The sequence below is a fragment of the Winogradskyella sp. 3972H.M.0a.05 genome (assembly GCF_040493455.1).
Classification (GTDB): domain Bacteria; phylum Bacteroidota; class Bacteroidia; order Flavobacteriales; family Flavobacteriaceae; genus Microcosmobacter.
This window is the reverse complement of record NZ_JANFDA010000009.1, coordinates 48,197-67,025: the sequence shown is the minus strand read 5'-3', so window position 1 is coordinate 67,025 and position 18,829 is coordinate 48,197. Positions and strand designations below refer to the sequence as shown.

Here is an 18,829-nt window from a genome sequence, read left to right as displayed (position 1 = left end):
ATTATAATATCATGGCAAAAGTAAGTGTAACTAATATCACAGTAAACGTAAATGAATTCCAAGAGGCATACAGTAGATTGGGATTGGGGCAAATTCCAGCAGGAGTAACGGTTAGTACTGTTGTTAGCAAAATTGAAGCTAAGCTAGCAAAAGATTTATCAGGAAGCTGGCCAGACGCATTTCCAGCTTATGCTAGTTATCAAGAAGATTCTGCAATAATGGCGCCTTGGAAAGCTAATGTAGCTGGTAAAGCTCCAAAGTGTGTTACTCAGGCGATTACTCAAGATTTTACTTCTTGGGACTTACCTGTAGATACTAATACGATAACAGAAATGGCGAAACAAATCACTCAAGAAGTAGCAAACAATGGAGGCTTATCTGGGACTTTTTATGGAAGATCGCAATTAGGAGGAGCAGAGACATTGTATTGGGGAGTAGGGTTTGCAACAGCTCCTGTTATTAACCAACCAGAGGAAATGGGCATTATCTATGTGTTCTCTGCAGTGTTAGGATTAAACTAAGTAGATTACTAATGATGAAAGGTTAATAGTTTTTAAGTTAGTAATTAAAGAAAGAGATTGGTATTTGCCAATCTCTTTTTGTTTAAAGTTTATAGTCGAAATTAAAAGTTATTAGCCTCCAAAGAGACTAGTTTGTTTTGAATGGCATAGATTACCAATCCGGCTACGTTTTTTGATTCGGTTTTGAGAAGAAGATTGTTTCTGTGGCCTTCAACGGTTCTTGGACTAATAAATAAGGCTTCGGCAATTTCATTAGTGGTAAGCTGTTTACAGATGAGTTCTAATACCTCTTTTTCTCTTTTGGTAAAGTACGTCGTATCAAAGTTTGACTTTAGTTTCTTTTCTGCCGGATTCAAAAGGCCTTCATGTATGTACTTCATCACTTTTTCATCATAGAAAAACCCTTTTTCAGATACTTCTTCTATAGTTGTAAGCATTAGCTTAGGTGTACTATCTTTCGCTAAATATGCAACAGCTCCAATGGAAATCATGTTAATGATGAATGGTTTACTAAAGTAACTTGTTAAGGCTATAATCTTTATGTTTGGAAACTCTTTTCGTATGAGTTTTGTGGCTTCAACACCATTTAGATTAGGCATTTTTAGATCCGTAATAATAATATCTGGTAATTGTTCAGTAGTTCTTAATTTTTGCATAAGATCATTGCCGTCATTGGCATCAAACAAAACCTTAATTTGCTTCACTTTACTTAAAATTGCTTTCAAGCCTTGTCGAAACAAAAGTTCATCATCTGCTAATACTATGTTGATTTTTTTATTCATCACTATTACAATTTATAATGAATGTACTTCCTTTGTTTAGTTTACTATTGACAATAAACTCACCATTAAGTATTGCTACTCTACTTTCTATATTTTGAAGGCCTATTCCAGGTTTTTTACGATCCTCATCGAAGTCAAAACCTACACCATTATCACTAAATGTGATTCTAAAGCCTTCATTGGATAGCTTTTTTATTTCAAGAATAATTAAAGATGCTTTTCCATGTCTTGTTGAATTATTAAGCAATTCTTGTATAATCCTGAAGATGTGCAATCCTTTGTCAGTTGATAGAAAGTTAAGGTCATCGATATTACTTTCTATCTCTATTTGTTTACTCTTTGTAAATTCTTCGAGTAATTCTTCCAAAGCTACTTTCAAGCCAAATTTTTCTAATATTGGAGGCATGAGATCATGAGCAATCTTCCGAGAGCTTTCCAGAGTTTTGGTAGTAACATCCAAAATATGGTTTAACGAATTTTGGTGTTCTATGTCTAACCCTTCATCTTCAAGTAAAACATGGGTGGTAAGGCTGACAACATTTAGTTTAGCACTAATGGCATCGTGTAGGTCTTTAGCAATACGCTTTCGCTCTTCTTCTTGAGCGGCTATAGATGCTTGTAGTACCTTCTGTTTTTGATCTAATGAGATAGCTATTTTTTCTATTTCCTTCTCAGTGATCTTTTTCCTTGAGTAATGAAAAAACAAAATCAGCCCAGTAGTTACTAGAACCAAAAAAATAATGCCATAAACAAGTGCTCCTATGATTTGCTCGAGAGAGGCGAAATATTCTTCTTCCATTCGACTAGAATTAGCAATAAGTATCCTACATATAATACTTTATTAATAAACCATATTTTAGCAATCAAATGGTTCTTAGTGTTAGAAGTAATATAATCTCCTAGAATAAAGATAAGTGTACTTGTAGCGATGTACATTAAAACACCAGCATTGATAAGCATGTACTTTCCTTTATTATTTAACGCATTGTATAAATGAACAATTGAGTATACAACTAAGGGGAATGAAGATATGAAAATTTCGAATAAGTTGAATTTTTTCAAAAGTTGAGGCTTATTAATATATTGAATAGTTACAATTAATAATACCAAAGACAAGGTAATGTTTACCCATTTTTTTTGATTTTTCTTGAATTGAGATTTATAAAAAAGGGACAATAATACAAACTGTGACAAAAAATATAGATGAGATAGATAAAGGTTGTTTCTAACTTTAAAAACCTTGACAATTAATAAACTAGATAATAAGACTATAAATATTGTCGCAAGATATGTACTGAAATACTTCAGAGCTACAGAACCTCTTATGGTTCTGTAGCTCCAAATATATAAGCATGCGTTAATAAACAGTAATACAATCCCTAAGTATTCGAAAAAGTCGTCTAAAATGGGATTCATAAATTTATTTCATTAAAGAACTGCTTGGATCACATTCGTTTGGACAAGGTACGGTAAAATCATACACACCGCTTCCAACTAGTCCATCTCCATTAATAGAACTTTTATGATTGTTTTCTGGGCAGTTGGTAATTCGATCTACAATATCTACATATTTCTTTAATCGATCATCCCATTTAGTTGCTACAATTAGCAATTTATTACCATATCCTTTATTTGGATCATTCCAATAACTTGGGTCGTTTTTAGTTCCCATGTAGGCTCTAAGGTCATGAGGAACATCTTCTTTAACAGTAAATTCTTTTTTCTCACTATTATAAGTAGCAATCTCCATCTCTACAAAGCATGCCAATAAATCTGCTATAGGTATAAGAAACGCTTTCGCTCTATTACTGTTCATTCCTCTCCAAGTCTGTGCAGATTCTATGGCTTCACAAATACCTAATTGAAGTACTGGTGGAGCAGATGGGGCTGAATTTGATTCTAATGTTTTTGATTCCATGATTAATAAGATTAATAGTTTACAGTAAAGTTAGGGAACCTTAATTAAAAAGAAATAAGGGTTTTTACCTGATTTTTTATCCCGTGATACTACTGCTATAGATGAGTAATGGCGCCTCTAAATTTGGTGTTATTAACTTTTAAATCTATATCATCATGGAAGATTACATTGGAACAATACAAGCTTTTGCTTTTAGTTTTGCACCTAGAGGTTGGCTGCCTTGTAATGGACAACTTTTGGCAATAGCGGATTATCAAGCACTTTTTTCACTATTGGGAACAACTTACGGTGGAGATGGACGTACAACTTTTGGATTGCCAGATCTAAGAGGTCATGTGGCAATCAGTCAAGGTGCTGCTCCTGGGTTTACGAATTGGAGACTAGGTCAAAAAGGAGGGACGGAGTCAAATATTTTGAATGTTGCTCAATTGCCTCCACATGGACATCAGGTGACTTTCGATGGTCAAACAGTTAGAGCTACCATAGAAACACCAGCATCAAACAGAGATGGAACCACAGATGAAACACAGGGAAATATTCCAGCTAATAGTGCAAATTCGTATGCTCCCGCATCTTCAGCAGATACGACTTTGTCTACATTTAGCGCTCCAGTTAGAGGAACTGTAGATACAGGTAATACTGGTTCGTCTAGTCCAGTAAATAATATGCAGCCTTTTTTAACAATTAACTACTGTATTTGTATTCAAGGAATTTACCCACCAAGAGACTAACAGTTTTATAAGAAAGTGCTGTGTTCATTACTCAGCACTTTTCAATATTATATGATGATCATACTTTGTCAAGATTCAGTTTGAAGCGAATACAAAGACAATCATTAAAAAGTTCATAAAGCTTTAAAGATCTGGTTAAATCTTAATCTGTCTATCAATTTGTTGTTGAAGAGAGACGAAGGTTTCGGTTCTAGAAACACCAGAAATTGATTGTATTTCTTTATTAAGCAGATGCATTAAATGCTCATTATCTTTAGCGAGTATTTTTATAAACACACTCCAATGACCTGTTGTGTAGTGACATTCTAGTACTTCAGGTATTTTTTGGAGTTGTTTTACAGCTTCAGGATTACTTACGGCTTTATCCAAATAGACACCAACAAAAGCCATGGTGGTGTAACCCAGAACTTTTGGATTCACAATAAACTTAGAGCCAATTAAAAGTCCTGATTTTTCTAGCTTTCTTAGTCTTTGATGGATAGCTGCTCCAGAGATGCCAACATTTCTTGCAATTTCAAGGATGGGTGTTCTGGCATCCTGCATTAAAGCACGCAGAATCTTCTTATCGATTCCATCGATATGAATGTTTTGATTTATAACCTTCATTATAAATTAAGGTTTTAATTAAGCCTTAAATTTAAGAAAATGATTTAAGATTGTAATTCTAATTGTTTTAAGTTCGAAGATGCTTCAAACTGTCGTGCTCTTCAAGCATTCAATGGATTATAACCTAAATAAGGAACTTCTTTTTCATTAAAGACAACACCATAGTCTTCTAATTCCTCCAAAATAGGGTTATATACTTCCTTGTTAATTGGTATCTGTACACCTGGTGTATTGATTTTGCCTTTCAAGATTGCCATAGTGGCCATAGCTACAGGTAATCCAACTGTTTTGGCCATCGCTGTATAGGTTTGGTCTTCGCCCAGTGCAACCATAGTTGCATCGATCTGATGCTTTTCACCATTTAGCTCATAGCCAAACTTATGATACATTACGATCATATCTTTGTCATCTTCATCCAAAGTCCAGCTGTCCATTAATATTTTCTGAAGAATTTGTGCTGGAGTCGCTTTAGCGAGTTCAACCATTTTTGTGCTGCTGAAGATATCTAGTTCTAATAGTTTGTCCCAGACAATATCATCTTGGTCGATCTTAACCTGATGTCTTAGCTTTAGCTCTACAGAATCTGTAGGGCTATAAGGTAAAAATGCATTTACAAAATCACGATAGCTCATGTTTTCACTATCATCTATAGTGTAACTATCATCTGTCATTCCTAGCGTTACAAAAATATTCCATGCTCTAGAAAAACCAACACGTCTCATTGTACCTCTATAAAGCGTTTGTACATGATCCAATCCATAAACATGTTGATATTTTAAAGAATCACGATTTGCATAAGCTTCAAATCTACCAAATCCTTCTACTTCTAGAAACTCAGTTCTTCTAAATAATCTGTTGTAGGGAATATACTTATACGCTCCCTCTTGCAAGAATTTTGCAGCACCACCTTGACCAGCAACTACAACATTTCTTGGATTCCAAGTAAACTTATAGTTCCACAAATTGTTATCACTTTCAGGAGCCACTAATCCTCCTGTGAAAGATTCAAACAAAATCATTTTACCGCCATTGTCTCTAATGCGGTCTATCACCTGCATAGCACTCATGTGATCTATTCCAGGATCTACACCAATTTCGTTCATAAACACAAGACCCTTGGCCTTAACCTGCTCATCTAGTGCTTGCATTTCCTTACTTACATAAGAGGCTGTCACCATATGTTTACCTAAAGCAACACAATCTTTAGCAACTTCGATGTGAAATCTAGCTGGCAACATAGAGACAACAATATCTGCATCAGTAATCGCAGCATTGCGAGATTCTGCATTAAAAACATCTAATGTAATGGCATTAGCTCTAGGATGATCTCCAACAAGTTTTCTCGCATTTTCAATATTAAGATCACCTACCGTAATCTGTAAATCTTCAGCATTTGCCTTCTCTAACAGGTATTTAATAAGATAAGAAGAAGATTTCCCAGATCCTATTACCAGAATATTTCGCATAGTGTTTTTTCTTGAGTAATTTTATGGTCACGAATGTAATAAAAGCACTAATATTTAAAAATATAAACCAACATTTATAATGAACAAATCTATATTAATAACTGCGGCGATTTTAGGAATACTAAGTATTATTCTGGGAGCTTTTGCTGCTCATGGACTAAAAAAAGTTATTCCTGCAGAATCGATAGCAACTTTTGAGACAGGGGTTAAATATCAGATGTATCACGCCCTGTTCTTACTGTTTGTAGGGTCATCATCATATGTCTCATTGACTTACCAAAAGATAATACTCTATTTAGTAATCATTGGTGTCGTTTTATTCTCAGGATCTATATATGCTTTGGCTACAAATACATTAACAAGCTTCGATTTTAAGAAGATTGGTTTTGTGACTCCAATAGGAGGACTTTTATTGATTTTATCATGGGTGTTTTTGTTGATAAATTTTTTGAAAATTAATTCGAATTGAGCTGATTATAGGAGGTAACTTTAAATAAAATTTTACCTTTGCACTTTAAACAACATGACAAAAATATGGTAGACCATACCCAAGCAACGAAATCGATTTCGCTAGATGATTACGGAATCAAGAATGCCAAAGTACACTATCAACTTTCCTCAGACGAACTTCACGACTTAACTATTAAAAAAGGGCAAGGTGTAGAATCTGCTTTTGGAGCTATAGCTGTTAATACAGGAGAATTTACTGGTCGCTCACCTCAAGACCGATTTATTGTTAAAGACGATATTACTAAAGATCGTGTATGGTGGGGAAATATTAATATTCCTTTTGAATCAGATAAGTTTGATGCACTCTACGATAAAGTTGTAGCGTATCTATCAGAAAAGGAAGTTTTTGTGAGAGACAGTTATGCATGTGCTGACGATAATTATCGCTTAAATATTCGTGTTATAAACGAATATCCTTGGAGTAACATGTTCGCTTACAATATGTTCCTTAGACCTACTGAAGCAGAATTGGAAAACTTTGATCCTGAGTGGACGGTGATTAATGCGCCTGAGTTTATGGCAAATGCAGAAATTGATGGAACACGACAACATAATTTTGCAATATTAAACTTTACCAGAAAAATTGCACTTATTGGTGGAACTGGTTATACAGGTGAAATTAAGAAAGGTATTTTTTCTGCATTGAACTTTATATTACCAGTATTCAAAAATACTTTACCAATGCACTGTAGTGCCAATGTTGGTAAAGATGGAGATACATCAATATTCTTTGGATTATCTGGTACTGGGAAAACAACGTTATCTACTGACCCAGACAGAAGCTTAATCGGAGATGATGAGCACGGTTGGACTGCTGAAAATACAGTATTCAATTTTGAAGGAGGCTGTTATGCTAAAGTGATTAATTTATCTCAAGAAAGCGAACCAGAGATTTATAATGCAATTAAAAAAGGAGCAATTCTAGAAAATGTTATAATGGATGATAACGGCAATGTTGACTTTGCTGATACTTCTATCACTCAAAACACTAGAGTTAGCTACCCGATTTACCATATCGATAATATTCAAAAACCATCTATAGGTAAAAACCCAAAAAACATTTTCTTCTTAACAGCAGATGCTTTTGGAGTATTGCCTCCGATATCTAAGTTAACGCCTGGTCAAGCAGCATACCATTTTATTTCAGGTTATACAGCTAAAGTTGCTGGAACAGAAGCTGGAATAGATGAACCATTACCAAGTTTTTCTGCTTGTTTTGGAGCGCCATTTATGCCTTTGCATCCTACGAAGTACGCAGAGATGCTAAGTGCCAAGATGAAAGAATCTGGTGTTAATGTATGGTTAGTTAATACAGGTTGGACAGGTGGTCCTTATGGAATAGGACATAGAATGAAATTGAAGTATACCAGAGCCATGATTTCAGCAGCAATGAATGGTGATCTAGGTGATTATAGCTACGAAAAGTATCATATCCACTCTGTTTTCGGAGTTATGCAGCCTAGAACTTGTCCTGGTGTGCCAACAGAGGTACTAAGCCCAAGAACAACATGGAATAATGATGAAGGTTACTATAAGACAGCGTATAAGCTAGCGGCTTCATTTAGAGAAAACTTTAAGAAATTTGAAGATTATGCCAATGAAGAAATATTGGCAGGAGCACCAAATGTAAAATGAGCTTAAAGAATAATAATAAAAAAAGCGGATTCAATTTTGAATCCGCTTTTTTTATTATTGACTAAAAGTGCCTTATTTATTTTCCTTTATTAGCTTGTTCGATATACTTTTCTAAAGCCATTGTCATAGAAGGAGTTTCTGGAGTTGGCGCAGCAATATCGACACGCAATCCTTTTTCTTCTACAGCTTTAATAGTTGTATTTCCAAAAACAGCTAATCTGGTATTGTTTTGTTTAAAGTCTGGAAAATTATGGAATAATGATTCAATTCCAGATGGGCTAAAGAATACCAAGATGTCGTAATAAACATCTGCCAAATCAGAAAGATCGCTAATTACTGTTTTGTAAAAAGTAGCTTGCTTCCAGTTTACTCCAAGATTATCTAGAGTATCAGGGATTATTGGCTTTACTTTATCTGTAGTTGGTAATAAGAATTTTTCGTCCTTATACTTTTTGATTAATGGCGATAAATCAGCAAAAGTACGCTTACCCACATATATCTTTCTCTTTCTATACACCACATACTTTTGCAAGTAATAAGCAACAGCTTCAGACTGGCAGAAATATTTCATGGTATCTGGCACCTTGAAACGCATTTCTTCAGCTACTCTAAAGAAGTGATCAACAGAATTACGACTAGTTAATATAATAGCCGTATAACCACTGAGATCAACTTTTTGCTGTCTTACCTCCTTTGCAGCAAGTCCTTCGACATGGATAAAAGGTCTGAAATCTATCTTTACCTTTTGCTTCTCCTGTAAATCGAAGTATGGCGAATTTTCTATTTTAGGCTCTGGTTGTGATACTAAAATTGTTTTCACTTTCATAAGCAGACGCAATATTTTAAGCGTTATACTCTACAAAAACCTTATATAAAATCACATAAGGTCCAATTTCGAGAGCGCAAAGGTACAAAATAAAATAGAATAAATTGTTGATAAGTAATTTTTGATGGGTTTTGAAAGATGTAACAAATCCAATCAAATTAATTAAGACTATAACACCAAATATTGCATAAATAACAAATTTTGAAGGCGTTAGAGTAAATAATAATAAAGCATTAAGAGGAAGTAATAGCAAGCCTGTATAGTTCTTAAAGGTGGTTTTTTGAAATAAATAACTATCAATAATTGGATCTATATCAAAAAGACTACCTATTAATCGCTCTATTAAAACCTTCATGAGAATAATAGCTGCAATTGCAAAAGCTACTTTCAAAAATGTAAAGAGATCAAAATCTATAGGAGCAATTAATTGCGAATAAGAGATATAAGAAAATACAGAAAATGAAAGTACTAGGTTTACAAAAAGTAGAGAATCAAAAGTGTCGATAAATTTTTGTTCCCTGGCATAGATTTTTAAGTATTTAGAATTTCCTACAACGAGTAAAAAATCCATAAATCGCAATCCAAATAAGGTCTTCGAAGCAACAATAAATACCAAACCGATGACTATAAAAATAGTGTACCAATCATTTGTTATTACTTCTCTTAACATAATGCTAAAGTATAAAGAAAATTAGATTGTTTATTCTATTTTGCGTCAAATAATATCTATTGCTGTTATCCTAGAATAATCATTTAAAAACTTACTTTTGCTAAAATTTCCGTGATATGCAAGATGCCATTGTCATCATTCCTACTTACAACGAAATTGAGAATATAGAATCTATTATCAGAGCAGTTTTTGGTCAGGATAAGGCATTTCATATTTTGGTAGTAGATGACAATTCACCAGACGGTACAGCAAAGACGGTTATAGAACTTCAAGAAGAATTCGAATCATCATTATTTCTGCTCAATCGCTCAAAAAAAGAAGGACTAGGGACAGCCTATATAGATGGGTTTAAGTGGTGTCTACAGCACCAATATGATTACATTTTTGAAATGGATGCAGATTTCTCCCACAATCCTAATGACCTTATAAAACTATATAATGCTTGTGCTACAGAAGGAAACGATGTTGCAGTGGGATCTCGCTATGTAAAAGGAGTTAATGTGGTCAATTGGCCAATGACCAGAATACTATTATCCTATTTTGCATCAAAATATGTGAGATTGATTACCAGGATGAAAATCCACGATACTACTGCAGGGTTTGTATGCTATTCAAGAAAGGTGTTGGAAGAAATCAATCTAGATAAAATTAAATTCGTAGGCTATGCTTTTCAGATTGAAATGAAATTTAAAGCACATCTAAAAGGATTTAAAATTGTTGAAGTGCCAGTAATATTTACGGATAGAACAAAAGGGAAGTCTAAAATGAGCGGAGGAATTATTTCAGAAGCCGTTTTTGGAGTTATAAGTATGAAAATAAAAAGCTTATTCAGTAAGAATTAAAAGTGTTTATGAGAACAACTTTAATACAAAATGGACGTATAGTCAATGAAGGAGCCATCATTGAAAGTGATATTTTAATTGAAGGTGATTATATCAAGGCTATTTCTGCCGAAATAAACCCAACTTTAGCAGACGAGGTTATTGATGCTCGAGGCAGTTATATAATTCCTGGGATGATTGACGATCAGGTTCATTTTAGAGAGCCAGGTTTAACCCATAAAGCTAATATAGAAACAGAATCCAGAGCAGCTATAGCAGGAGGAATTACTTCTTTCGTAGAAATGCCAAATACTAAGCCGCAAACCACAACTATTGAAGAGCTGAATAAGAAATTCGATAGAGCAGCCGAAACCGCTTATGCTAATTATTCCTTTATGTTTGGAGGTACCAACGATAACTTAGAGGAAATTCTAAAAGTAAATCCCAAAGAAGTAGCAGGGCTTAAGCTGTTTTTAGGGTCTTCAACAGGAAATATGTTGGTTGATGATCCAGAAATTCTCGAAAAAATATTCTCTTCCACAGATATGGTAATTTCCGTGCATTGTGAGGACGAAAACACAATTAGAAACAACCAGGCGCATTATCAGGCTATCTATGGCGATGATATTCCTATTAAGCTACACCCAATAATTAGAAGCGAGGAAGCCTGTTACCTGTCTTCATCTAAGGCAATTGAACTGGCAAAGAAAACAGGTGCAAGGTTGCATGTATTTCACCTTTCAACAGGAAAGGAAACAGCTTTGTTTGATAATAGTATTCCTTTAAAAGATAAGAAGATTACTGCAGAAGTTTGTATTCACCACCTTTGGTTTACAGATAAAGATTACGAAGAAAAAGGAACTCATATAAAATGGAATCCTGCTGTAAAAACGGCCAACGATAGAGACCAACTATGGGAAGCACTTTTAGATGATAGAATTGATGTAATCGCTACAGATCACGCACCACATACATTAGAAGAAAAGGCAGAAGTATATACAAAAGCACCTTCTGGAGGACCATTAGTGCAACATGCCTTAGTAGCACTTTTTGAAGCACATCATAATGGTAAAATTTCAATAGAAAAAATCGTAGAGAAAGCAGCCCATAATCCAGCAATATTATTCGATGTTGAAAAAAGAGGCTATATCCGCGAAGGATATTTTGCAGACTTAGTGATTGTAAACCCAAATGATAGCTGGGAAGTAAATAAAGATAATGTGTTATACAAATGCGGATGGTCTCCTTTTGAAGGCACTACATTTAAATCGAAAATTACGCATACCTTTGTTAATGGTCATCTAGCGTATAATAATGGAGAGGTTAATAACGTTAGAGCAGCAAAACGATTGACATTCAATAGGAATTAGATGAAAGGATATATTCTGGCAATAATTGCTTTAGTCTTATTTGGCTGTGAAGGTTCCAAAAAACCTCAAAAGCCAGATAACCTGATTCCCAAAGAGAAGATGGTTGAGGTTTTATATGATGCCTATATCTTTAATGCAGCAAAAGCTTCGAACAGAAAGATTCTTGAAAATAATGGCATTTCTCCTGAAACACTTTTATACGAAAAGCACAATATTGACAGTGTACAATTTGCGACAAGTAATAGATATTATGCCCAAGATGTAGAAGCTTACAAAAACATTATTACAACTGTAAAAAATAGAATTGAAGAGGAGAAGAAAGACTACGATGCACAGATGAAGAAAGAAAATGAGGAAAAAAAGAGGAAGCAAGATTCTACAAAAGCTGCCCGACAAAAACGACGAGATTCAATAGGGAAGTTAGAAACAAAACCTTTAAAAGGGAAACCTACTAATATTCCAAAAAAGAAGAAGCCTAAGTCTTAATGGAATTATCCTGTAAGAATAAAGACGATATTTCCTCTACAGACTTTTTTATGGATTTGAACTCATAATTTAAAGCCTCCTTTATTTTAGAATTATCATACAAAGCTTTTGATTGAAGAGATTTCGCGGTGTTTTTAGACAGTCGTCTACGTTTTCCTAAAAGTTTATGTGCCAACCAATCCAATCTCCATGCAATTTGCAACATAAAATTACTTGCTTTTTTGTGTGAAGGTTTCACATCTAAGCTTTCAGCAACTAACACTTGAAAATCTTTGAAAGACATATTTTCAGAAATCAAGATGTAACCTTGGTTTTTTATCGAGCTGTCCATTAAAGAAATCATAGGATCTACAACATCCCAAATATCCACAAAACCAGTAATGCCTTCAGTATAATATTTCATGCCTTTATAGATGCCTTTAAAGAGGCTGCCACTTCCTGCACCATGCCAAAAACCAGGGCCTAAAATAATTCCAGGATTAACCGCTACAGCATCTAAACCTTCTTGAGTACCACGCCAAACCTCCAACTCGGCACCATATTTACTTATGGCATACACGCTATTATCATCCTCAGTGTTCCAAGCAGTTTCTTCGGTGATTAATGTTTCAGGATTTTCATTACTGCCAATGGCGGCAATAGAACTAACATAGCAAAGTTTCTTTACATTATACTTAATGCCTAAGTTTACGATGTTAGCGGTGCCATCAATATTAGTCTGCCTAAGTAAATGGTATTTATCTGGTTCAAAAGAGACAAAAGCTGCACAATGGTAGACATAATCTACATTATCAAAGGCAGTTTCGAGAGCAGGAATATCATTAAGGTCAGCTTCAATCCATTCTATACTATCGAAAAGACTATCAGGCGAATCAGAATAATAAGAAAAGACATGCTTTACATGTTCCAATTTGTGCTGTCTTCTATAAATAGCTCTCACATTGTTACCGCTTTCAACAAGCTTGTATAATAAATGCGAGCCAACCAGCCCTGTACCACCTGTGACTAATATCATAAAACGAAAGTAAAGAAATATCCCTTAAGCACTATTAATTCTATACTGATTTTTATCTTTGCCAAATCTTAATTTTACTAATATGATAACAAAGAATCTTGTAGAAGAATTGCAATGGAGAGGTATGGTACACGATATTATGCCAGGAACTGAAGAACAACTCAATAAAGAGATGACTACAGCCTATATTGGGTTCGATCCTACTTCAGATTCTTTACATATTGGGAGCCTTGTGCCAATAATCTTATTGTGTCACTTACAACAAGCAGGACACAAGCCTATTGCTTTGGTTGGAGGTGCTACTGGAATGATTGGAGACCCGTCTGGGAAAAGTGATGAGCGTAACCTTTTGGATGAAGCTACTTTGAATAAGAATGTACAAGGCATAAAAAATGTATTATCAAGATTCTTAGATTTCGATTCTCCGGAAGCCAATGCACCAATTCTGGTGAATAATTATGATTGGATGAAGGACTTTACCTTTATCGACTTTGCCAGAGATGTAGGTAAACGCATTACCGTAAACTATATGATGGCTAAAGATTCCGTTAAGAAGCGTCTTTCTGGAGAAGGCACTGTAGGGATGTCATTTACCGAGTTTACTTACCAACTAATCCAAGGATACGATTTCTATCACTTGCACAAAGCTCATAATTGTTTATTGCAAATGGGAGGAAGTGACCAATGGGGAAACATCACTACAGGAACTGAGTTGGTTAGACGTATGAATGTTGGAGAAGAAGCGAAGGCTTTTGCCATGACTTGTCCTCTAATTACTAAAGCAGACGGTTCTAAATTTGGTAAATCTGAAGGTGGTAACGTATGGTTAGATACTGATAAAACATCAGTTTATAAATTCTACCAGTTTTGGTTGAACACCTCAGATGAAGATGCTGAGAAGTACATCAAGATATTTACGTTTTTAGATAAAGAAACTGTTGATTCTATAATTGAAGACCATAAAGAAGCACCGCATCAAAGAGCATTACAAAGACGCTTAGCAGAAGAAGTGACGATTTTTGTGCATTCTAAATCTGATTTTGAAAATGCTAAGAAAGCATCAGAAATCCTGTTCAGCAAAACATTCAAGGCAGATATCGAAACTATAGATGAGCAAACTTTCCTAGATGTATTTGAAGGCGTGACAACTGCTGAAATTTCAAAAGGAGAATTGACGGAAGGCGTTGATATGATTGGTGCTTTAGCGGCTAAAACTAATTTCTTAGGGTCTAATGGTGAAGCAAGACGAGCACTAAAGGAAAATTCTGTTTCGGTAAATAAGGAAAAAGTAAAAGAAGACTACAAGCTTACAACAGAAGATCTTATTAACGACAAATATATTGTTCTCAATAAAGGAAAGAGAAACACCTATATCATTGTTGCGAAGTAACATCGAACTATATAAAACAAAAAGCCTGATTCTAAAATCAGGCTTTTTTTATTGTTATACTTTTTTACCTCTATTTAAAGGCGTTTAGGCCAGTAATATCTAAACCAGTAATCAATAAATGAATATCGTGAGTACCTTCGTAAGTAATTACACTCTCAAGATTCATAGAATGTCTCATGATGCTATATTCACCAGTGATTCCCATTCCACCTAAAATTTGTCTTGCTTCTCTGGCAATATTTATAGCCATATCTACATTATTACGCTTGGCCATAGATATTTGAGCAGAAGTTGCTTTACCTTCATTTCTAAGCGTACCCAATCTCCAGGTTAACAACTGTGCTTTAGTAATTTCAGTAATCATTTCAGCTAGTTTCTTTTGCTGTAACTGGAATTGACCAATAGGCTTCCCAAATTGGATTCTTTCTTTACTGTATCTTAGTGCAGTATCGTAACAGTCCATAGCAGCTCCAATAGCTCCCCAAGCGATACCATACCTAGCAGAATCCAAGCAACCAAGTGGTGCGCCCAATCCAGATTTATTTGGAAGAAGATTTTCTTTAGGCACTTTTACATTATCAAAAATCAACTCACCCGTTGCACTAGCTCTAAGTGACCATTTGTTGTGCGTTTCAGGAGTACTAAAGCCTTCCATACCACGCTCAACGATTAATCCGTGAATACGACCTTCTTCGTTCTTTGCCCAAACTACAGCAACCTGAGCAAAAGGTGCATTACTGATCCACATTTTAGCACCATTAAGCAAGTAGTGATCACCCATATCTTTGTAATTGGTTACCATACCTCCTGGGTTACTACCATGATCTGGCTCAGTAAGACCAAAACAACCCATCCACTCACCAGAAGCTAGCTTAGGCAAATATTTTTGACGCTGCTCTTCATTACCATATTTCCAGATCGGATACATTACCAATGATGATTGAACAGATGCCGTACTACGAACACCAGAATCACCACGTTCTATTTCTTGCATTATTAGACCATAAGAAATCTGATCCAATCCTGCACCTCCATATTCTTCAGGGATGTAAGGTCCAAACGCTCCAATCTCTGCTAATCCACCAATAATCTGAGGTGGAAATTCTGCGCGTTGCGCATATTCTTCAATAATTGGAGACACATCGCGCTTTACCCATTCTCTTGCTGCATCGCGCACTAATTTGTGCTCTTCCGTTAAAAGTTCGTCAATATTATAATAATCAGGTGCTTCGAATAAATCTGGCTTCATGAGTTAGTTTTTTTGTGGTAGCAAATGTAACGAAAACGTTTTCAGCGAGCAATTTTAAGGCTTACATTTTGAGGTAGAAATCCTTGGTTAATTCCTTGTAGACTTCTGTGTAATTGTGCCTTGAAATTTCAATGGTTAATTCTGAAATTTCAGTAGTAGCTTGATAACGTGAAAACTCTATTAGACTTCTTTTGAAACTTGAATCTGGATTTCCTTTAACATGTAGTATCCTTGAAGGATATAATCCATATTCTAATGCTTTACTTAGAAAAGAAGGCTCTTCTTTAAAAGGAATGATTACAGAGAAAGTACCTTCTGGAGACAGTAATTTTGAAGCGCAACTCAATAGCTCTTCAAAAGGCAGTGCATCAGCAAATCGTGCCAAATCCCTTGATGAATCTTCAGTTTTATAGTCTTCGGAATAAAAAGGAGGGTTAGAGATGATGAGGTCGTATTTATCATCAATTTCTTCCGTAAATTCTTCTAATGAGGCATGATAGCAAAACAACCGATCATTCCATGGAGAGTTTTCAAAGTTATCGGTACACTGTTCATAAGCATCAGCATCTATTTCTATAGCATCTATGAGTTCTGCAAAACTGCGTTGCGCTAACATTAAACTAAGAACACCTGTGCCAGCTCCAATATCTAATACAGAAAATGGATTTTTCTCAACACTAGTCCATGCACCAAGGAGTACACCATCTGTACCAATTTTCATGGCACATCGGTCTTGTTCGACTGTAAATTGTTTAAACTTAAATGCACTCACGTAAATTCCAATAGATTAAATTAAAACTGTCATTCAGAGCGAAGCGAAGAATCTTGTTAGTGTTCATTATTCAAGATAAAGATCAATCAATCCTTCCGGAGTATCTACAGTAATGGTTTTAGTCTCTCTATTGACTTCAACAATAAACTCATCATTCATTGGGATCAATAATTCAATACCATCCCTATCGACTTCAAAAAGTGCTTGAGCTGTGGAATCATTTATGCTTTTTATAATTCCAATGTTTCCAAAAGATTTATCGACCATAGAAAACCCGATGACTTCATGAAAGTAAAATTTATTGCCTTCAAGCTTGGGTAACAACTCTAATGGAAGGTATAGATCACTCTTCAGTATGGCATCTGCATCTTTTTCTGAAGTAATATCTTCAAACTTTAAGCGCAGCAAATCAGATTTATGTAATTGAGAATCTTCAATAAAGAAAGGAACCAAACTTCCTCTAAGATCTATAAAAATAGCATCGATATTTTCATAAAGTTCTGGCTCATCTGTATCTAGCTTTACCAAAACTTCACCTTTAAAACTGTATTTTTTTACAATCTTACCGAGATAAAAACAATCTTCTTTCCTCATAAAAACAAAAAAACCTGACAATTAACGTCAGGTTTTAAAAGTATAAAAATTAATTTTTTATTCTTCTTCGTTAGAAGCAGTAGCCTCTTCAGCAACTTCTTCAACTTCTGGCTCTTCAACAGCAACTCTTGCATCGCTAACCGCTTTTTCAGCTTCAAGAGCTTTAGCTTTAGCTTCAGCAGCAGCTTTTGATAAACCATCAGCTTTTGCTTGGATTTTTGACGCTTTTTCATCTAACCAAGTATTGAACTTTTGTTCAGCTTGCTCTTCTGTTAAAGCACCTTTTTTCACACCACCAGCTAAATGATTCTTTAATAAAGCACCTTTGTAAGATAAGATAGCTCTAGCAGTATCTGTAGGTTGTGCTCCATTTTGTAACCATTGTACAGCACCATCAATATTAAGATCGATAGTTGCAGGGTTAGTGTTAGGGTTGTAAATACCTAATTTTTCTAAGTACTTACCATCTCTTTTTGCACGCGCATCAGCGGCAACAATCCAGTAAAAAGGCTTCCCTTTTTTTCCGTGTCTTTGTAATCTAATTTTAACTGACATATAAATTAATTAGTGAGGTACACGACCTCGATTATTAATAAGTGCGCAAATGTAATACTTTTTTTTAATTTAAGCCTTAAAAACTAAAGGTTTATAGATAATATTAGGCGTGCATAATTTAACAAAGACTTAAACGTTTCTTTATGTAGAAATTATTATGTAGATTTGAAGCCCTTAGCCCAAATCGACCAAATAAATTTTGCCCTAACTCAATTAGAGATGAAGAAAATATCAATCCTGTTAGTGACCTTCACAATGCTCCTTGGTTGTGGTGATGATGTGGTATTCAATACACCTTCGATTGAAGGGAATAGAAATGGGGAGTTGTGGAGAGCTACATATTATGCAGCCGACATAGATTTTGGAGGTTTTATTTTTGAAGGTGGTAGCGGTACCGAAGTCTTGCAATTAGTAACATCTAATGATATAGCTGGAACTTATGAGCTAGGATCAGCAAGTGCCAGTGTTGCTATATTCAGAGATGCACAAGGTGTCGTTTATTCTACGGCCAATGATCCTCACGAAACCTTATCACTTTATCCTGCCGAAGGTCAAATTATTGTAGATTTTGTTGATGACTCTGTAGATCCAAAAAGAATTACAGGAACATTTTGGTTTCATGCCTATACAAGTGATGGGTTGAAAACGGTTAATTTCAATGAAGGAAACTTTTACAGAGTTCCTCTAATAGGAGGTTTGGTTGCTATTGGAAATCAAAATACCTGTTTACAAGCAACTCAGGCATTACTTTTTGCTGAGCAAGAATTCAATAATACAGATACAGGTTCTCCTGAATATCCTGAAGTATGCAATAATTATAAAGTAGCGTTACAAGAAAGTATAGATGCTTGTGGCGATGAAAATGGCGATTTGCAGACTTTATTAGCAGGATTAGGAGATTGTTTGTAGATT

General features: G+C 35.0%; 22 protein-coding genes. 9 read left to right on the top strand and 13 right to left on the bottom strand.

Annotation, left to right across the window (positions count from 1 at the left end):
- The first annotated feature begins 11 nt into the window (after positions 1-11).
- Positions 12-521, top strand: a complete 510-nt coding sequence (locus NCE97_RS14985; RefSeq protein WP_353780097.1) for a hypothetical protein — start codon at positions 12-14, stop codon at positions 519-521.
- Positions 522-622: 101 nt separating this feature from the next.
- Here the strand turns inward: NCE97_RS14985 and NCE97_RS14980 are convergent, their stop codons facing one another.
- Genes NCE97_RS14980 through NCE97_RS14965 form a run of 4 tightly spaced genes read right to left on the bottom strand, consistent with a single transcriptional unit; the run spans position 623 to position 3,221 of the window.
- Complete coding sequence (locus NCE97_RS14980) at positions 623-1,303, bottom strand: response regulator transcription factor (protein WP_353780096.1); 681 nt, start codon at positions 1,301-1,303, stop codon at positions 623-625.
- Entirely contained in the window at positions 1,296-2,102 is an 807-nt protein-coding gene (locus NCE97_RS14975) for a sensor histidine kinase (RefSeq protein WP_353780095.1), read from the bottom strand. Before NCE97_RS14975 ends, NCE97_RS14980 begins: the two co-directional genes overlap by 8 nt.
- Complete coding sequence (locus tag NCE97_RS14970) at positions 2,063-2,719, bottom strand: hypothetical protein (RefSeq protein ID WP_353780094.1); 657 nt, start codon at positions 2,717-2,719, stop codon at positions 2,063-2,065. The genes NCE97_RS14975 and NCE97_RS14970 overlap by 40 nt, the downstream gene beginning before the upstream one ends.
- A 4-nt stretch (positions 2,720-2,723) precedes the next feature.
- Positions 2,724-3,221, bottom strand: a complete 498-nt coding sequence (locus NCE97_RS14965) for a hypothetical protein (protein ID WP_353780093.1) — start codon at positions 3,219-3,221, stop codon at positions 2,724-2,726.
- A gap of 155 nt (positions 3,222-3,376) precedes the next feature.
- Here NCE97_RS14965 and NCE97_RS14960 point away from each other — a divergent pair, with 155 nt between their 5' ends.
- Positions 3,377-3,952 (top strand): phage tail protein, encoded by a 576-nt coding sequence (locus NCE97_RS14960; protein WP_353780092.1) that lies wholly within the window; start codon positions 3,377-3,379, stop codon positions 3,950-3,952.
- A 135-nt stretch (positions 3,953-4,087) separates the two neighbouring features.
- Here the strand turns inward: NCE97_RS14960 and NCE97_RS14955 are convergent, their stop codons facing one another.
- Positions 4,088-4,558, bottom strand: coding sequence for an Lrp/AsnC ligand binding domain-containing protein (locus NCE97_RS14955; RefSeq protein WP_353780091.1), 471 nt, complete (start codon positions 4,556-4,558; stop codon positions 4,088-4,090).
- A 101-nt stretch (positions 4,559-4,659) separates the two neighbouring features.
- On the bottom strand, positions 4,660-6,024 hold the full coding sequence (locus NCE97_RS14950) for a saccharopine dehydrogenase family protein (protein ID WP_353780090.1): 1,365 nt from the start codon (positions 6,022-6,024) through the stop codon (positions 4,660-4,662).
- Between the two features lie 79 nt (positions 6,025-6,103).
- Here NCE97_RS14950 and NCE97_RS14945 point away from each other — a divergent pair, with 79 nt between their 5' ends.
- Both NCE97_RS14945 and pckA read left to right on the top strand, forming a co-directional pair.
- Positions 6,104-6,493, top strand: coding sequence for a DUF423 domain-containing protein (locus NCE97_RS14945; RefSeq protein WP_353780089.1), 390 nt, complete (start codon positions 6,104-6,106; stop codon positions 6,491-6,493).
- Positions 6,494-6,558: 65 nt separating this feature from the next.
- Positions 6,559-8,169: a phosphoenolpyruvate carboxykinase (ATP) gene (gene pckA / locus NCE97_RS14940; protein ID WP_353780088.1), complete on the top strand. Its 1,611-nt coding sequence runs from the start codon at positions 6,559-6,561 to the stop codon at positions 8,167-8,169.
- 76 nt (positions 8,170-8,245) lie between these two features.
- Here pckA and NCE97_RS14935 read toward each other — a convergent pair whose 3' ends face one another.
- Positions 8,246-8,995: a uroporphyrinogen-III synthase gene (locus NCE97_RS14935; RefSeq protein ID WP_353780087.1), complete on the bottom strand. Its 750-nt coding sequence runs from the start codon at positions 8,993-8,995 to the stop codon at positions 8,246-8,248.
- 16 nt (positions 8,996-9,011) lie between these two features.
- On the bottom strand, positions 9,012-9,665 hold the full coding sequence (locus NCE97_RS14930) for a DUF4271 domain-containing protein (RefSeq protein ID WP_353780086.1): 654 nt from the start codon (positions 9,663-9,665) through the stop codon (positions 9,012-9,014).
- 116 nt (positions 9,666-9,781) lie between these two features.
- Between NCE97_RS14930 and NCE97_RS14925 the strand changes: the two genes are divergently transcribed.
- From NCE97_RS14925 to NCE97_RS14915, 3 genes are read left to right on the top strand one after another with little or no spacing between them, the layout of a single operon-like run.
- Positions 9,782-10,507, top strand: a complete 726-nt coding sequence (locus tag NCE97_RS14925) for a polyprenol monophosphomannose synthase (protein WP_353780085.1) — start codon at positions 9,782-9,784, stop codon at positions 10,505-10,507.
- A gap of 8 nt (positions 10,508-10,515) precedes the next feature.
- Positions 10,516-11,856 carry a dihydroorotase gene (locus NCE97_RS14920; RefSeq protein ID WP_353780084.1) on the top strand — a complete coding sequence of 447 codons (1,341 nt, stop codon included), beginning with the start codon at positions 10,516-10,518 and terminating at the stop codon, positions 11,854-11,856.
- A complete protein-coding gene (locus NCE97_RS14915) occupies positions 11,857-12,342 on the top strand; it encodes a DUF4296 domain-containing protein (RefSeq protein WP_353780083.1) in 486 nt (161 codons plus the stop codon). It abuts the gene before it with no gap.
- Here the strand turns inward: NCE97_RS14915 and NCE97_RS14910 are convergent.
- Entirely contained in the window at positions 12,332-13,357 is a 1,026-nt protein-coding gene (locus NCE97_RS14910) for an NAD-dependent epimerase/dehydratase family protein (RefSeq protein ID WP_353780082.1), read from the bottom strand. The two genes, NCE97_RS14915 and NCE97_RS14910, sit on opposite strands and share 11 nt — an antisense overlap.
- Before the next feature lie 82 nt (positions 13,358-13,439).
- Between NCE97_RS14910 and tyrS the strand changes: the two genes are divergently transcribed.
- Positions 13,440-14,747: a tyrosine--tRNA ligase gene (tyrS, locus tag NCE97_RS14905; RefSeq protein ID WP_353780081.1), complete on the top strand. Its 1,308-nt coding sequence runs from the start codon at positions 13,440-13,442 to the stop codon at positions 14,745-14,747.
- Between the two features lie 70 nt (positions 14,748-14,817).
- On the opposite strand, the gene NCE97_RS14900 is transcribed toward tyrS, so the two are convergent.
- From NCE97_RS14900 to NCE97_RS14885, 4 genes are all read right to left on the bottom strand, one after another.
- Positions 14,818-15,996: an acyl-CoA dehydrogenase family protein gene (locus NCE97_RS14900; RefSeq protein ID WP_353780080.1), complete on the bottom strand. Its 1,179-nt coding sequence runs from the start codon at positions 15,994-15,996 to the stop codon at positions 14,818-14,820.
- Positions 15,997-16,057: 61 nt separating this feature from the next.
- Positions 16,058-16,717, bottom strand: a complete 660-nt coding sequence (locus tag NCE97_RS14895; RefSeq protein WP_353780079.1) for a tRNA1(Val) (adenine(37)-N6)-methyltransferase — start codon at positions 16,715-16,717, stop codon at positions 16,058-16,060.
- 117 nt (positions 16,718-16,834) lie between these two features.
- Positions 16,835-17,362 carry a ribosome maturation factor RimM gene (gene rimM, locus NCE97_RS14890; protein ID WP_353780118.1) on the bottom strand — a complete coding sequence of 176 codons (528 nt, stop codon included), beginning with the start codon at positions 17,360-17,362 and terminating at the stop codon, positions 16,835-16,837.
- A 57-nt stretch (positions 17,363-17,419) separates the two neighbouring features.
- On the bottom strand, positions 17,420-17,917 hold the full coding sequence (locus NCE97_RS14885) for a 30S ribosomal protein S16 (protein WP_353780078.1): 498 nt from the start codon (positions 17,915-17,917) through the stop codon (positions 17,420-17,422).
- 219 nt (positions 17,918-18,136) lie between these two features.
- On the opposite strand from NCE97_RS14885, the gene NCE97_RS14880 reads away from it, so the two are divergent.
- Positions 18,137-18,826 (top strand): DUF6252 domain-containing protein, encoded by a 690-nt coding sequence (locus NCE97_RS14880; protein WP_353780077.1) that lies wholly within the window; start codon positions 18,137-18,139, stop codon positions 18,824-18,826.
- The last annotated feature ends 3 nt before the right edge of the window (positions 18,827-18,829 follow it).

What these genes read in the sequence shown, in the direction of transcription:
- NCE97_RS14900 (WP_353780080.1), bottom strand. Translation starts at nt 15,996, where the DNA reads ATGAAGCCAGATTTATTCGAAGCACCTGATTATTATAATATTGACGAA.
- NCE97_RS14925 (WP_353780085.1), top strand. Translation starts at nt 9,782, where the DNA reads ATGCAAGATGCCATTGTCATCATTCCTACTTACAACGAAATTGAGAAT.
- NCE97_RS14955 (WP_353780091.1), bottom strand. Translation starts at nt 4,558, where the DNA reads ATGAAGGTTATAAATCAAAACATTCATATCGATGGAATCGATAAGAAG.
- NCE97_RS14960 (WP_353780092.1), top strand. Translation starts at nt 3,377, where the DNA reads ATGGAAGATTACATTGGAACAATACAAGCTTTTGCTTTTAGTTTTGCA.
- NCE97_RS14930 (WP_353780086.1), bottom strand. Translation starts at nt 9,665, where the DNA reads ATGTTAAGAGAAGTAATAACAAATGATTGGTACACTATTTTTATAGTC.
- NCE97_RS14945 (WP_353780089.1), top strand. Translation starts at nt 6,104, where the DNA reads ATGAACAAATCTATATTAATAACTGCGGCGATTTTAGGAATACTAAGT.
- NCE97_RS14895 (WP_353780079.1), bottom strand. Translation starts at nt 16,717, where the DNA reads ATGAAAATTGGTACAGATGGTGTACTCCTTGGTGCATGGACTAGTGTT.
- NCE97_RS14885 (WP_353780078.1), bottom strand. Translation starts at nt 17,917, where the DNA reads ATGTCAGTTAAAATTAGATTACAAAGACACGGAAAAAAAGGGAAGCCT.
- NCE97_RS14880 (WP_353780077.1), top strand. Translation starts at nt 18,137, where the DNA reads ATGAAGAAAATATCAATCCTGTTAGTGACCTTCACAATGCTCCTTGGT.
- NCE97_RS14970 (WP_353780094.1), bottom strand. Translation starts at nt 2,719, where the DNA reads ATGAATCCCATTTTAGACGACTTTTTCGAATACTTAGGGATTGTATTA.
- NCE97_RS14910 (WP_353780082.1), bottom strand. Translation starts at nt 13,357, where the DNA reads ATGATATTAGTCACAGGTGGTACAGGGCTGGTTGGCTCGCATTTATTA.
- tyrS (WP_353780081.1), top strand. Translation starts at nt 13,440, where the DNA reads ATGATAACAAAGAATCTTGTAGAAGAATTGCAATGGAGAGGTATGGTA.
- NCE97_RS14920 (WP_353780084.1), top strand. Translation starts at nt 10,516, where the DNA reads ATGAGAACAACTTTAATACAAAATGGACGTATAGTCAATGAAGGAGCC.
- NCE97_RS14985 (WP_353780097.1), top strand. Translation starts at nt 12, where the DNA reads ATGGCAAAAGTAAGTGTAACTAATATCACAGTAAACGTAAATGAATTC.
- NCE97_RS14915 (WP_353780083.1), top strand. Translation starts at nt 11,857, where the DNA reads ATGAAAGGATATATTCTGGCAATAATTGCTTTAGTCTTATTTGGCTGT.
- NCE97_RS14950 (WP_353780090.1), bottom strand. Translation starts at nt 6,024, where the DNA reads ATGCGAAATATTCTGGTAATAGGATCTGGGAAATCTTCTTCTTATCTT.
- NCE97_RS14980 (WP_353780096.1), bottom strand. Translation starts at nt 1,303, where the DNA reads ATGAATAAAAAAATCAACATAGTATTAGCAGATGATGAACTTTTGTTT.
- NCE97_RS14965 (WP_353780093.1), bottom strand. Translation starts at nt 3,221, where the DNA reads ATGGAATCAAAAACATTAGAATCAAATTCAGCCCCATCTGCTCCACCA.
- pckA (WP_353780088.1), top strand. Translation starts at nt 6,559, where the DNA reads ATGGTAGACCATACCCAAGCAACGAAATCGATTTCGCTAGATGATTAC.
- rimM (WP_353780118.1), bottom strand. Translation starts at nt 17,362, where the DNA reads ATGAGGAAAGAAGATTGTTTTTATCTCGGTAAGATTGTAAAAAAATAC.
- NCE97_RS14935 (WP_353780087.1), bottom strand. Translation starts at nt 8,995, where the DNA reads ATGAAAGTGAAAACAATTTTAGTATCACAACCAGAGCCTAAAATAGAA.
- NCE97_RS14975 (WP_353780095.1), bottom strand. Translation starts at nt 2,102, where the DNA reads ATGGAAGAAGAATATTTCGCCTCTCTCGAGCAAATCATAGGAGCACTT.